Source organism: Roseburia lenta (genome assembly GCF_014287435.1).
GTDB lineage: Bacteria > Bacillota > Clostridia > Lachnospirales > Lachnospiraceae > Pararoseburia > Pararoseburia lenta.
Genome location: NZ_JACOPG010000002.1, coordinates 707,890 through 722,226, shown reverse-complemented (window position 1 = coordinate 722,226; position 14,337 = coordinate 707,890). Strand labels below are relative to the sequence as shown.

The 14,337-nt window shown below is 46.1% G+C and carries 14 protein-coding genes and 1 other RNA gene; 4 read left to right on the top strand and 11 right to left on the bottom strand.

Features of this window, described 5'->3' with window-relative positions; translation table 11 throughout:
* Window positions 1-31: 31 nt before the first annotated feature.
* The 4 genes from hydE to tadA all read right to left on the bottom strand — a co-directional run bounded on the left by hydE (window position 32) and on the right by tadA (window position 2,328).
* A complete protein-coding gene (gene hydE / locus H8R94_RS07485; protein ID WP_243238473.1) occupies window positions 32-1,090 on the bottom strand; it encodes a [FeFe] hydrogenase H-cluster radical SAM maturase HydE in 1,059 nt (352 codons plus the stop codon).
* Window positions 1,091-1,140: 50 nt separating this feature from the next.
* Window positions 1,141-1,389: a TM1266 family iron-only hydrogenase system putative regulator gene (locus H8R94_RS07480; protein ID WP_118282445.1), complete on the bottom strand. Its 249-nt coding sequence runs from the start codon at window positions 1,387-1,389 to the stop codon at window positions 1,141-1,143.
* 210 nt (window positions 1,390-1,599) lie between these two features.
* An RNA gene (gene ffs / locus H8R94_RS07475) (signal recognition particle sRNA large type) lies at window positions 1,600-1,732 on the bottom strand.
* A 92-nt stretch (window positions 1,733-1,824) separates the two neighbouring features.
* Window positions 1,825-2,328 carry a tRNA adenosine(34) deaminase TadA gene (gene tadA / locus H8R94_RS07470; protein ID WP_118282442.1) on the bottom strand — a complete coding sequence of 168 codons (504 nt, stop codon included), beginning with the start codon at window positions 2,326-2,328 and terminating at the stop codon, window positions 1,825-1,827.
* A 77-nt stretch (window positions 2,329-2,405) separates the two neighbouring features.
* Between tadA and H8R94_RS07465 the strand changes: the two genes are divergently transcribed.
* The 4 genes from H8R94_RS07465 (at window position 2,406) to H8R94_RS07450 (ending at window position 6,175) form a co-directional block, all read left to right on the top strand.
* Window positions 2,406-3,104, top strand: a complete 699-nt coding sequence (locus H8R94_RS07465) for an anaerobic ribonucleoside-triphosphate reductase activating protein (RefSeq protein ID WP_186854272.1) — start codon at window positions 2,406-2,408, stop codon at window positions 3,102-3,104.
* A gap of 4 nt (window positions 3,105-3,108) precedes the next feature.
* The gene (locus tag H8R94_RS07460) at window positions 3,109-3,660 is read left to right on the top strand and encodes a GNAT family N-acetyltransferase (RefSeq protein ID WP_178010536.1); all 552 of its coding nucleotides are present in this window, start codon (window positions 3,109-3,111) and stop codon (window positions 3,658-3,660) included.
* A gap of 18 nt (window positions 3,661-3,678) precedes the next feature.
* Entirely contained in the window at window positions 3,679-4,236 is a 558-nt protein-coding gene (locus H8R94_RS07455) for a TetR/AcrR family transcriptional regulator (protein ID WP_186854271.1), read from the top strand.
* Window positions 4,237-4,381: 145 nt separating this feature from the next.
* Window positions 4,382-6,175 carry an oleate hydratase gene (locus tag H8R94_RS07450; protein ID WP_186854270.1) on the top strand — a complete coding sequence of 598 codons (1,794 nt, stop codon included), beginning with the start codon at window positions 4,382-4,384 and terminating at the stop codon, window positions 6,173-6,175.
* A gap of 253 nt (window positions 6,176-6,428) precedes the next feature.
* Here the strand turns inward: H8R94_RS07450 and H8R94_RS07445 are convergent, their stop codons facing one another.
* The 7 genes from H8R94_RS07445 to H8R94_RS07415 form a co-directional block, all read right to left on the bottom strand.
* Entirely contained in the window at window positions 6,429-8,927 is a 2,499-nt protein-coding gene (locus H8R94_RS07445; RefSeq protein ID WP_186854269.1) for an ATP-binding response regulator, read from the bottom strand.
* A gap of 4 nt (window positions 8,928-8,931) precedes the next feature.
* Window positions 8,932-9,735 (bottom strand): substrate-binding periplasmic protein, encoded by an 804-nt coding sequence (locus tag H8R94_RS07440; protein WP_243238472.1) that lies wholly within the window; start codon window positions 9,733-9,735, stop codon window positions 8,932-8,934.
* 30 nt (window positions 9,736-9,765) lie between these two features.
* Window positions 9,766-10,131: an Hpt domain-containing protein gene (locus H8R94_RS07435; protein WP_118282419.1), complete on the bottom strand. Its 366-nt coding sequence runs from the start codon at window positions 10,129-10,131 to the stop codon at window positions 9,766-9,768.
* A gap of 259 nt (window positions 10,132-10,390) precedes the next feature.
* Window positions 10,391-10,984 (bottom strand): NADH peroxidase, encoded by a 594-nt coding sequence (locus tag H8R94_RS07430; RefSeq protein WP_118282416.1) that lies wholly within the window; start codon window positions 10,982-10,984, stop codon window positions 10,391-10,393.
* A 103-nt stretch (window positions 10,985-11,087) separates the two neighbouring features.
* Entirely contained in the window at window positions 11,088-11,495 is a 408-nt protein-coding gene (locus H8R94_RS07425; RefSeq protein ID WP_118282413.1) for a Fur family transcriptional regulator, read from the bottom strand.
* A 170-nt stretch (window positions 11,496-11,665) separates the two neighbouring features.
* A complete protein-coding gene (locus H8R94_RS07420) occupies window positions 11,666-13,810 on the bottom strand; it encodes a YhgE/Pip domain-containing protein (protein ID WP_186854267.1) in 2,145 nt (714 codons plus the stop codon).
* 1 nt (window position 13,811) lies between these two features.
* Entirely contained in the window at window positions 13,812-14,327 is a 516-nt protein-coding gene (locus H8R94_RS07415; RefSeq protein ID WP_118282406.1) for a hypothetical protein, read from the bottom strand.
* Window positions 14,328-14,337 lie beyond the last annotated feature (10 nt).

Genomic DNA, 14,337 nt, shown 5'->3' with positions numbered 1-14,337 from the left:
AAATTAAATTTTCTTATAATTTCAACACCTATTAAACAGGTGCATCGCCACGGTCTACAACCAGTTCATAACCTATAGACTGCATACGGTTTCCCAGACAATGACGACACTCTGCCGCCTCATCTCCGGTGCAGATCTTATTATCATACAACTCATACTGTTTGCGCACGCTAATCGGCGACAGATTTGGCATGACGACATTGGCTCCCGCCAAGATCCCCTTTTCACGCCCGCGCGGATCGATCGTCCCCAGCGCTGTCGTTGCCGGAAGCAGCAACTTTGGCTGTAAAAGCCGAAGCAGTGAAATCAGATACAGGGTCTCCTCCACAGTCCCCTGTGCCTGGTCTTTCAGGGGTGTCTCGTGGTGAGGCACAAAAGGTCCGATCCCCACCATTGCCGGCTGTAAGTTCTGGATAAAGACCATATCCTTCGCCAGCGTATGTGGCGTCTGTCCCCGGGAACCGACCATAAAACCGCAACCCACCTGATAACCTAAGTCTTTTAAGGTATAAAGGCATTGGATACGGTGGTCAAAGTCCATTTCCTGCGGGTGCAGGCTCTTGTAATGGTCTTTATCCGCTGTTTCATGCCTTAAAAGGTATCTATCTGCCCCTGCTTCTCTCATTAAGCGGTAACTTTCTTCACTTCTTTCGCCAAGAGACAGGGTAATGGCGCAATTCGGGTGACGCTCCTTGATCTCCCGGATCAAATCACACATGACCTGATCTGTATAGTAAGCATCTTCTCCCCCCTGCAGGACAAAGGTGCGAAAACCCAGTTCTTCCCCAATATCTGCGCAGGATAAGATATCCTCCCGGCTCAGGCGGTAACGTTCAACCTGCCGGTTATCCCTGCGGATGCCACAATAATAGCAATTATTCTTGCAGTAATTGGAAATCTCGATCAATCCTCGCGTATAGATCCTGTTGCCAAAGATCTCTTTGGACCTCTGACGGGCAATTTCCGCTGCATATTCTGCCACCTGATCGCATCGTCCGCGGATAAGTTCTTCCCATTCATCCAGACTTAGTGCATTTTCTTTATCTAATTTATCAATCAATGCTTTGACATCCTGCATTGCCAGTGCCATAGGCATTTCTCTCCTTTTTCTCTTTTCTTTCGCTATTATCCAAGCGTCACTTACTGCAATTTGGAATAGACGGCTTTTGCCGTTACCCCCTCAATATTGCCGATCTTTCCCGACATGGCACTGATCACATCCTGGGGTGCATCTACGGCGACGCTGATCAGTGAGATCCCGCGTTTTTCATAAGGGATCCCCATGCGCCCGATGATATATTTGCCATATGCATGCAGGACGTGGTTGAGTTCTTCTGCCTTGTCACGCTCCTCCACCACGATCGCAAGAATTGCTACTCTGGTATCCATCAGTATGCTCCTTTCTTTTATGAAGAGTGTGCTTTTACCTATAATATGAAAAAGTCCCTGCATCCAAAGATACAGAGACTTTCCCTATCAAACACCTATAAAATCCCGTATCTTTACGCTCAGGCTGCCCTTTGCGCGCAGATGACTTTAATTCATAATGTAAAAAAGGGAGATACCTTGATCTCCCTGAAATTGTCTTTCATAGCGTTACCTCCACAGCCTGCTCAACCCAGGCACCCTTGCGGCACCCGGAAACTCCTTCTTAGTGCTGCTCCATTCCTGACCTGACACGATTCGTAGGCATCCGTCGCGCAAGACCCAAGTATCAACGCCACTTGTGGAGGCCGCCATTTGCATTGTATGGGATTATGACACATTTGTCAATCAAAACCCATCATTCTATCAACCTTCATATGATCTTGCGGATTTTCCTCCCTAAAACTGCTTCTTCTGCTCACGCAGATCTGCGAAAAATCCGCTTAAGAGGGCTGAACACTCATCTTCGAGGACACCGCGCTCAACCTCGACCTGATGATTGAAAGCATCCATCTGTAAAATGTTAAGGACGGATCCGGCGCAGCCCGCCTTGGCATTCATGCTGCCGATAACCGCTTTTTTCAATCTCGCCTGCACCATAGCACCTGCACACATCTGGCATGGCTCAAGGGTCACATACATGGTACAGTCCTCCAGTCGCCAGTCACCTGTCTTTTTACATGCCTGCTTCATTGCGATCAATTCCGCATGGGAAAGTACATTCTTGTCCGTGTTGCGCTTGTTGTAGCCCTTGCCGATGACTTTATCATCGCGCACGATCACGCAGCCAATCGGTACTTCGTTGAGATCGTATGCCTTTTTTGCCTCCTTGAGTGCCATCTTCATGTACTTCTCGTCATGTTTTTCCTGTCTGTTCTTTTCGATTTTCTCTTTCAGTGCCATATGGTAAAACCTCCACCAAACTGTTATAATGTTTTTGATTGGTTTCATTATAACACGATAAGAAATGGAGTAACACTATGACTGTAAAAATATATGGAATGCAGAAAACAACCTTGGTTGACTATCCGGGGCGTGTTGCTACAACCCTCTTTACCGGAGGCTGTAACTTCCGCTGTCCTTACTGCCACAATGGTGATCTGATCGTCGGGCTGAACGACATCAAACCATACACAAAAGATGATATTTTTGATCATCTGCGCAAAAGAAGAAATGTCCTGGACGGCGTTGTCATCAGTGGTGGAGAACCGACCTTGAACCGGGATCTTCCGGACTTTATCCGCCAGATCAAACTCCTGGGCTACAAGGTAAAACTGGACACCAACGGGACCAACCCTGACATGCTCCGCTCTCTGGTCAAAGACCGCTTTGTGGACTATGTTGCCATGGATATCAAGCAATGCCGGACAAAATATGCAGATATCGTCCACGCGGATGAGTTTGATCTGGATGCGATCGCCGAATCGGTGGAGATCTTAAAAGCTTCCAAAAAAGTCGATTACGAGTTCCGCACGACTGTTTGCCAGGAACTCCATGAGACAAAGGATATGACCGCTATCGGTATGTGGTTATCCGGCGCCAAAGCCTACTATCTCCAGCCATACAAGGAATCGCCGGATGTCCTGCACCCGGGATTTCACGCACCGGACGATAAGACCATGCAGGAATTTGTCCAAATATTATCCGCCTTTCTGAATAAGGTAGAAATCCGAGGTTAAGTGAGTGAATCTTGAACAGACGACCGACCGCCTGATTCTGCGTATCCTTTCCGCAGATGATGCCGAAAAGGTATTACAATTTTACAAAGACAACGCTGCGATCTTTGAGCAGTTTGAACCCCTGATCGGAAATGACTTTTACAGTCTGGAGCATCAGAAAAACCTTTTGACCTACGAGTATCAGGAGATCCTGAAGTTACATATGCTACGTTTCTGGATCTTTGAAAAAGATAATCCCGACCGTATCATCGGCACGGTCAGTTTCCACAACATTTCGCCGAATATCTATTCTTCTGCCCAGTTAGGCTACAAGATGGATCAGCATTTCTGGCGAAAAGGCTACTGCTACGAAGCGATCAAGGCAGGCATCCGTATTGTTTCGGGAGACATCGGCATCCGCCGCTACGAGGCACTTGTACTGCCGGACAACACCCCCTCTATCTGCCTTTTGAAAAAACTGGGCTTCCACAAGGAAGGTCTGCTGGTAGATAAGGTATTTTTGCAAAATCGCTGGCGCGATCATTATCTCTATGGTTATATCGTTCCGAAAATGTAAGTGCAGAAAGGAGACCTCATGTCACAAGTAACCAAGCGTGCCCTAGAGACATCACTGAAAAATCTTCTTTTACAAAAGCCGCTGGATAAAATAACGATCAACGATATTACGGCAGATTGCGGTATCAACCGCATGACCTTTTACTATCATTTCAAGGATATCTATGATCTGGTGGAATGGTCCTGTCTGGAAGATGCCGAGAAAGCCTTGAACAACAAAAAGACCTATGATACCTGGGAGCAGGGGCTGTTACAGATCTTTTACGCTGTGCAGGAAAATAAGCCATTCATCATGAATGTCTACCACTGCGTCAGCCGGGAACGTGTAGAAAAATACCTCATGCCGCTGACCGATAAACTCTTAGTCGATGTGATCGAGGAGCAGTCCGAAGGACTCTTTGTCAAGCAGACAGACAAGGATTTTATCGCACAGATCTACTCCTATGTCCTGGTCGGGCTCATGTTGGACTGGGTCGCCGATGACATGAAAGAAGACCCGGAAAAACTGGTCGAGCGTCTTGCCATTGTCATCCAGGGAAACCTGTCGGCAGCCCTACATCGTCTATGTGACCACTGATTTTATCAAAAGACCGGATTTGATAAAATTATTTACAATCATACCCCCATGATAAAAAAATTATCATGGGGTCTTTTTTGTTTATTTTCCTTTTTCTTTGACAAACCTATACTACAGGTACAAAGAAATGAAGGAGGTAAACATTATGTATTACTCAGCAGGAACTTATGAATCATTCGCACATCCGGAGAAACCGGAGGGTGTCGACAAAAAATCCGCATACATCATCGGAACCGGACTTGCCGGTCTGACCGCAGCTTTTTATCTGGTGCGTGATGGTCAAATGAAGGGCGAGCATATCCACCTTTTGGAAAAACTGACCCTCGCCGGCGGTTCATGCGATGGAAGAAAAGATATTACCAAGGGCTTCTTTATGAGAGGCGGACGTGAAATGGATAACCACTTTGAAGTCATGTGGGATATGTTCCGTGATGTGCCTTCCATGGAAAACCCGGAAATCTCTGTTCTGGACGAATATTACTGGCTCAACAAGCATGACCCGAACTATTCTCTCTGCCGTGCTACCGTAAATCGCGGTCAGGACGCTCACACAGACAAGAAATTCGGGCTGGATAAGGCAAGCGCACAGGCACTTTCCAAACTCTTTATCACACCGGAAAAAGAATTGGAAGGCAAGAAGATCTCCGAAGTGCTGCCGGATTCATTCTGGGATACCAACTTCTGGCTCTATTGGCAGACTATGTTTGCTTTCCAGCGCTGGTCAAGTGCCCTGGAGATGAAGCGTTACCTTTGCCGTTATGTGCACCATATTGATGGGCTCCCGGACTTTAGTGCCCTTCGTTTTACCAAGTACAATCAGTACGAAAGCCTCATCATGCCGCTTGTCAACTATCTGACAGCACATGGAGTACAGATCGAGTACGGCATGGATGTAAAGAATGTTGTCATTGAAACGGTCGGCGACAAGAAGATCGCACGCCAGATCGTATATATCAAGGACGGCGAGGAGCAGACATTGGATCTGGTAGAGGATGATCTTGTATTCATCACAAACGGCTGCTGCACCGATACTTCCTGCTACGGCGACCAGACCCATGTACCGGATCTTTCTAAGGTAAAAAATGGTGCCGGCGAGTCATGGGATCTGTGGAAAAATATTGCAAGACAGGCAAAGCACGGTGAATTCGGTAACCCGGATAACTTCTGTGATGACTACGAAGCAACCAACTGGATGAGCGCGACTGTTGCCACTTCCGATGAAAAGATCATCAGCAAGATCAAGGATATCTGCAAGCGTGATCCGAGAGACGGCAAGGTAACGACCGGTGGTATCGTCACAGTAAAGGATAGTACCGAAAACTGGTATCTGTCCTGGACCATCAACCGTCAGCCACAGTTCAAGGCTCAGGATAAGAATATGGTCCTTGTCTGGCTCTATGCCCTCAATACCAACAAGGAAGGAAACTTTGTAAAGAAAGCCATGCGTGACTGTACCGGTAAGGAGGTCTGCGAAGAATGGCTCTATCATATCGGCGTGGATCCAAAGGAGATCCCGGATCTGGCAGAAAATGCCTGCAACACAACCACATGCTTTATGCCATTTATCAATGCTTTCTTCCAGCCAAGAAAGAATGAGGATCGTCCAAAGGTCGTACCGGAAGGCTCTGTCAACTTTGCTTTCTTAGGTCAGTTTACCGAGACACCGAGAGATACCATCTTTACCATTGAATACTCTATGCGTACCGGCATGGAATCTGTTTACACACTACTTGATATTGACCGCGGTGTTCCTGAAGTATGGGGAAGTAAATATGACGTGCGCGAACTCCTGCGTGCATGCTACTATGCAATCGACAAGAAACCGATCACAGATGTAAAACTTTCCTTTGCAGAAAAAGAAGCCCTGAAAGTCCTGCTCAAGAAGGTCAAGGGAACCGATGTGGAGATCCTGCTGAAAAACAGCGGTCTGATCGAATAAGCCCATCATTAAAAAATAAATCTTGAATTAAGGAAACGCCAAAACTGGCTCTGCGTCGGCTTTGGCGTTCTTTTTTCTTTTATTTATTTCTTTTCGGATTCTCTGTGCATGCTCACGGCTTCTCTGCGGATATCCCGCTCAGTGCCACATAGACATCCGCTAAAGATACGATCTGGGCTGAGATCGTTTTGTCATAATTATTTATCCGCCTTTCCGCGAAACTACCTATATACCAATATAATAGACTTCTGTCCTACTTTGGTATGTATTTTTTCATAATCCGTAGTAAATCTTTTTTAATGATAGGCTTGGATATGTGTTCGTTCATGCCAGCCTTGTAACTGCGCTCCTTGTCATCACTAAAGGCATTGGCTGTTATGGCAAAGATCGGCACACTCTTTGCATCCGACCGATCCAGGGAACGGATACAGCGCGCCGCATCCAGTCCGTCCATGACCGGCATCATAATATCCATCAGGATGATGTCATAGGTGCCGCCCTCGGATTGCAGGAAACAGTCTACTGCCTCCTGTCCGTTCCATGCTTTGGTCACAGCCGCGCCCGCATTTTCAAGGATAAACTGCGCAATCTCCATGTTGAGATCATTATCTTCTACCAAAAGAACATGGATGCCATCCAGACAGATGTCCTGGTCCTCGCTGTCCTCCTTATCCTCCACATGGTCGGCAAGTTTGAAACGCAATTCTATGGTAAAGGTCGTTCCCTGCCCCTGCTGGCTGGTAAAGTGGATGCTGCCACCCATCTTTTCCGTCAACTCCTTGGCGATCGGCAGTCCCAGACCGGTTCCGGCATAGGAAGTTCTGGCAGATGCATTTTCCTGGGCAAACGGCTCAAAGGCACGCTTTTGAAATTCTTCCGACATGCCAAGTCCGGTGTCCTGACAGGTAAAGACAAAGATCGCCATCTTTCTGGTCGATCCGGTTTCCTCTACGCTGACATGCACAGTCCCTCCCTCACGGTTGTACTTGATGGCATTGCTCATGATATTCTGCAAGATCTGGCGCAGGTGCAGTGGACTGCCTAAAACATTCCAGTGTACCCCCTTGCAAACGTCCACCTGAAAATCGACCTGGCACTCTACCGCCTGTACCTCAACCAGTGATACCGTTTCCCGGAATAATTCCAAGAGGTCAAAAGGCTTTTGCTCCAGACGCACCTGGCCGGACTCCAACTTATTCATATCCAGCACATTATTGACCAGATCCAAAAGGAAACTGGAGGCGCTGACGATCTTCTGACGACATTCCTCCTGCTTTTCCTCGTCACCTGCATAATATCGGCTGATCTCGATCATACCCTTAATGCCATTGATTGGTGTCCGGATATCGTGGCTCATCCGTCGAAGGAAGTCTGTCTTTGCCACGCTTGCACGCTCTGCATGTTCCACAGAACGGCGCAGACTGTTCTGATAGTGGATCTCCTTTTTCTTCTCGGTCGACACATCCCGGCACAGAAAGATAACTTCCTGTAATTTTCCGTCCTCATCATATTTTTGCGGCACAAAAAACAGTTGTTCCCACTTGGCATTTTTTTCTTCCATGACACAGGAAACATAGGTCTTACCTGCGACACGCGCCGCCATATCCGCCATATCCGAAAAGCGCAGAAAATCCTCCTGATAGGCTTCAGTCAAAACATGCTCTGCATATCTTTTCAGCATATATTTTACGTCACTGCCCTGACTGAGCGCACTCTCCATCTTATCCGCGGATTTTAAGACCTTCCAGGAGTCCGTCCCCAAATCTATGAGCAAAACAAAACTATAGACCCGGCTGATAGAACTGATGGTACGCAGTTGCTCTGCACTTTTTTCCCGGTTCTTTTCTTCCTGTTTGTAACGCAGGAATAAGAAAAGAATACAGGCAAGCACATACAAGATGATCCCAAAACTTTCCGTCATGATAAAGGTGGAATAGACCTTGACCTCCGGGAAAAAGATATAAATATCATAGCCTTCCACCCGGCGCACCTCGCCACACAGATGTCTGCCATTTATCGTCAGGCGGATCAGATTACTGGTCTGGTTCAATTCCCCAAAATCTTCTGCACTCATCTTTAGCCAGTCCTGTAGGCATTTGCCTTTGAGTTCTTCATCGTTGGTACTGATGATCTCATCCCCGGATGCAATGACAGCCGTGCCCTTTAATTCAAAGATAAAATCATCTAAAAGCGTTTGTATGCTGATCTCGTCCTTGGCAAAGATCTCTCTTTTTTCCGATAAAACTGCCACACAGCCCACCTGATCCTGCCGGGAAACAATGGCAAAATCGTACTGGCTACCCCCGATATCCATACGGGTCGCATAAGAATTTTCCGGATAGTGGGATGCATCATACGAAACATCGTTATTCAAAAATTCATCCCAGACAGACTCATCAATCTCTCCCCAACCGTATGTCGGCACATTGTCCGCATCCGTTACCAGAATACCGTCCAGACGCTGCTCATAGGCATACTGCTCTAAGAGAGCATCTGAGGCTTCCTCCCGCTTTAGGCAACGGCTCAACTCCTTTGCCTTGTCCAAAAGACGGACCTCGCTCTTGGTGCGGTCTCCGACCTCATAGTTATTCCATCGCACGATCCTGGACTTGATCGTGTCAAAACTTTCATCCATGACATAATATAGTCTGGCGCGATCACTCTGTATGATGATCATACCACTGATCAAACTAACGGCTATTCCTAAGATTAAGAGAAAGCATGCCAAACTGATCTCTTTATTTTTTCTCATATCTCTACTCTGCATCTGCGTCACTCCAAGCGCGGTCTGCGCTCATGCCGTATTTTTCCAGTATCTCCCCTGTGGTTCCATCTTTTTGCATCTCCTGCAAGGTCCGGGTCAGTTCCTCTGCCAGTTCTTCGTGTGTCCCCTTTTCAAAGGCAACGCCAAGTTCGGACTCATAAAGACTTTCATCCAGCATGTAAAACTCGTCCGGCATAGAATCCATAAAAAGGCGCAATGCACTCTCATGTCCCGCAATGGCATCACAATAGCCCTTGCGCAGACAGGCATACACTTCATCTAATGTAGAAAAACAATAAACCTCATCCACCTGTGGTATTCTGGGATCCTCATGGTTGAGCAGGATCTCCTCCGGCTTGGAGGACACCTGCACGGCAAAGCGCTTGCCCGCAAGATCCTGCAAGGTCTTGATGCCGCTTTCCTGACGTACGACCACGACCTGACGGCTCTTTAGATAGGGGCCCGCCCAGGTGTACTCATCCTCACGTTCAGTCATGGTAAAGGATCCCCAGAGACAGTCAATCTGTCCATCCGCCAGATATTCCTCCTTTTTCTCCCAGACAATATTGCGAAAGACCGGTTCATATCCCATGCGCCCAAAGGCTTCTTTGGCAAGTTCCACGTCAATGCCTGCTGCATTTCCGTCTTCATCCACATAATTGTAAGGTTTATAATCGTCACTGCCTATGATGATCTGCGGTAAGGTGTCCTCTGCCGCTGCCGGACTGCTTCCACAGCCTGCCAGCCCTAGGACCAGCCCTACACAAAGCACCAGGCTTAATAATCTCTTTTTCATGCTCTTTCTCCCCATACGGTCAAAAATCCATTATTCTGCGTCCTCTTGCATTAAGCGGGTCACAGCATCCTGGATCGTCTGATACTGATCGTCCATTGCCTCCATCAATTCTTCTGCACCTTCAAACGTTCCGGCACGAAAGATCTCTGTAATGTCATAAGAAGTATGATAGAGATCCGAAAATCCCAAATTTAGGCAAACCCCCTTTAAGGTATGTGCTGCCCGGAATGCATCTTCCACATTTTTCTCCGCTACTGCTTTTTTCATGTCTGAAAAACTCGGATCATCCAAAAACTTGATGGCAAATTTCTTGACGATCGCCTGACTTCCTCCAAATCTCTGAAGCACATCCTGCCAATCTGCTCCGATCATCTCATAACATTCCTGTACGGTCATTATCCGTCCTCCGTATTCTATGTATTTTGCTCTGTCTAAACGCAATTTATCCTATAGGTATAATTCACCTATGTTATCGCTTCATTATACGCCTGCTTTTGCAGAAAGACCAACACTTTTCACTCTCAAAAGCCAGCATACACTAAATTCCTATCCTTAGGTGGTTATTCCTGTCGAAAAAAGACGACAACATATAAAAAAGAGGAACGTGTAAATCTCATACACATTCCTCTATCTTTTTAACTTCTATAAATCCGGCTTAGCCAAAATATCTGTCAAGCAGACCCTTTAATGCCTTACCATGTCTTGCCTCGTCGCGAGCCATCTCATGTACGGTATCGTGGATAGCGTCCAGATTGTTCTTCTTTGCACATTTTGCAAGATCAACCTTTCCTGCGGTAGCGCCAAATTCGCAATCTACTCTCCAAGCCAGGTTGTCCTTGGTCGTAGCCTTCATGTTTGGCTCAAGGTCCTCGCCTAACATCTCAGCGAACTTTGCAGCATGCTCTGCTTCTTCGTATGCTGCCTTTTCCCAGTAAAGTCCGATCTCCGGATAGCCCTCGCGATGAGCGATACGAGCCATGCAAAGATACATACCAACTTCTGAGCATTCTCCTTCGAAGTTTGCCTTTAACTGATCGAAGATGTACTTCTTGTCCTCTTCGCTGATAGCGTCGTTATTCTTTACCGTCTTAGCATATACGCCATATTCATGCTCAGCAGCAAGTGTCAGTTCTTCGCCTTCTTTGACTTCCTTAAACTTGTCAGCACCAACATGACATACCGGGCACTCCTCTGGTGGCTGCTCGCCTTCATAAACATATCCACATACACTACATACATACTTTGCCATAATTCTTTTCTCCTTTTCTTTACTTATAATGATTCTTAATTACTTACTGTTCCCTTTCGGTGATCTTAATATAACACCTCACCAATGAAATGTCAATAGAAAGTTAGGAATTATTATTATTTTTTTCTTTATCCAAACAGGCAGGGCATTTTCCAAAGAAAACTACCTGACTCTGTTCGATCGTGCCGCCAAACCCTTGATTTGCAAGGGTATGCAGAAATTCCAGATTATCCATTTCCAGATCTAAGACTGACTGACAGTAGTTACAGACAAAATGCGGATGCTCTGCTGTGTTGGCATCGTAATGATCCTTGGCATCGTTGCAAGGGATACGCTGCACCTGTCCGGTTTCCTCTAAGACCGTCAGATTTCGATAGACCGTCGCAAGGCTGATCTTTGGGTAATCCTGCTGAACTGCTTGAAATATGGTCTCTGCAGTGGGATGCTTCTTCGTCGAAAGCAGATAATTATATATGGCTTCCCGCTGCCTGCTATAATTCAGAGTTTTCATAATTTCAACCTTTCTTTATCTTAAACAAATCAGTAACTATTATCAATTTAACATGGCAACTGCTATTTGTAAAGCGTTTTATGCTATTTGAATTTTCGATGAACGTTTTATTACGTAAAAAGAAGACGATGCCACAAGACACCGCCTTCCAAAACCGTCTTCAATTGTCATTATACCAAGAGGTCTGTTCGTTCTTTGCTTTCCTCGATCTTTTCATTCAATTTCTTGCAAGGAATACTGATAACCAGTCCAAAGAGCAGAGCGACTCCGATATAGGCTGTCATTTCTGTCAGATACATCCAGTAGTCATTGCCATGCGTACCTGCGATTGCCTCACGCAAAGCATTCATACCATGTGCGAATGGCATATATTTATAAAGATACTGGAATACCTTTGGCAATACTTCTACCGGGAAGGTACCACCACTTCCAGCAACCTGGATAACCATAAGCACAACTGCTGCTGCCTCGCCGACATTGCCAAAGGCATATGCCAGAGAGTACATAAAGATGGTAAAGGTAAAACTGGTAAAGGATGCCGCAAACCAGAACATAAGCGGATGGTCACACTGGATACCTACATAGAGGATACATCCCAAAACAGTAATGATCGTCTGCAACTGTCCCATCAGGTAGAACACTATATATCTTCCGAAGAATTTCTGCCAATTCCGCAAGTTCCTGCATCCCGGATTGGTCTTAAGTCCGGTATGCATAATGGCGATCAGGATCAGGGCACCAAACCAGATAGATAAGATCACATAGAATGGTGCGGTTGCAGATCCGTTATTTGCCATCGCATAAATCGGCTCCTGATCCAGATTAACCGGACTGGAAATAAAGTCTGCGATCAGATCCGGGTCAGACTCGATCAGTGACATCAAAATGTTGTACTGGTCGTTTGACTCAATATCATCCATATCGGCGATCAGATCCTGCAGTTTGCCTTCCATCTCGATGGCATCATCCCTGGTTGCTACCAGTTTATCCTTGCCAAAAGACATCATATCCGGGTAAGAGTCCAAAGCAGATGAAACATCCTTGATGCTATCGCTGGAGTAGTTCAGGATCTTCTGGATCTCGCTGATCGATGACTGGATGGAATTCATGGTAGAGTTCAACTGTGGGTCTACCGTATCTTTATAGGTCGTTCTTAAGGCTTCGACGCTCTTTTTGCAGGTATCAAAATCTGCATGCAGGGACTGTGAGATTGCATTGGAATCTGCAGAAGTCTTGTCAGATGCTGCTTTTAAATTATCCAGATCTGCCTCAATCTTGTCAAAATCTGCATTGACTGCATCTTTTTGCTGTGTAATGGTCGAATTCATATTTACATTTTCCATTGCACTGTTGAAACTCGTCTGCAAAGCTTCGACTGCAAGTTTGATGGAGTCAATCTGGCCTGACATACCATTGCTTGTGTTATCTACCTTGTCAAAAACATCATCCACAGCATCTGCCATGTTATCGATCTGCTTTAAGACATCATCTAGGTTGACCGTCACCATATCCGAAACGGTATCAATGCTGCCGTCTGCCGCATCCGCTGCTGCATCTGCACTGTTTGCCATGCTCCGTCCGGTCTCCATAATGGAATCCAACTGGTCTGTCACAGCATTAGTCGCATCCATCAGACTGTTTGCGGAGTCAATGATGGCAATATAGGAATCTACGATCGTGATATAGGTATTCAGATCGGCATCCATATCATCCAATTTATCCCGGGCGGCATTGGTAAAGTTGCCGCCATTGCCGCTATTATCTGTCACGACATACTCGCTCATGCTTAAGAGTGCCTGTGCCATGGTCGATACAAAAGCACTGTTGATCTCCTCCTGAACAGTCGTCTTTACCTTACCGGTAATCTTTGGCGCGATCGCGTTCTTTTTCTCATTTTCATAATAAGTGATCTTTGGATTCTCGATGTCTCCGCCAAGGAAACTGATCAAATCTTCCGAAAATGACTCGTCAATGACTAAAGCCGCATAATAATCACCGCTCTGTACGCCATCTACCGCTTCTTCCTCGCTATCTACAAAAACCCAGCCGATGGTCTTATTCTCTTTGAGGTTGCTGACAACCATATTACCGATATTTAACTCTACGCCCTCAATCTCTGTCCCTTGGTCGCAACTTGCAACTACAACGTTCAAATTGGCTGTAGATGCCTCTCCGTATGGATCCCAGTTGGACATGATGTTAAACCAGGCATATAAACTCGGAATAACCGTCAGACCAATGATCATAACAACTGCAACAACATTTGTTGCCAGTCTCTTTGCATCGGAGGTAAAAATCCGAATAATGTTTCTCATCTTATTCGTCCTCCTTTTCATCTGTATTTTTATTGTCCGGGCTGATCTTCTGGATCACTGCCTCTTTGAACTGCTCCTTACGCTCCTCGATCTCGGCACCGATTCTCTGTTTTTCAGCCTCTATCTTTTGCTTGCCTTCGTCAATGCGGTCATCAACATAATCTAATTTCTCGGAAATGTTGCTCTCTGCCTGCTGCACACCTTCACCGATCAGACTGGTGTCGTCATGCAGTTTATCAACATCCACGCCAAACTCTTTCATCTGCTCCATCATCTTGTAATCACTGTACTCCACATAGATCAGATAGAAGGCTATGCCAAAGAGGGAAAGGATCCAAAGGACCAAAAAGACTAATTTCCCTTCTGAAATGGCAAAACTCATGATCAGAAAGAAGAGTGGTAATATGATGTTGACTTTAAGACCAATACGGATTCTCTTTTGATTTTCCAGATGAAGATCCTGTTCATAATTGATGAACTTCTCATACATCTCTTTGTATTCTCGTTTTTCTGCCACAGTCCTACCC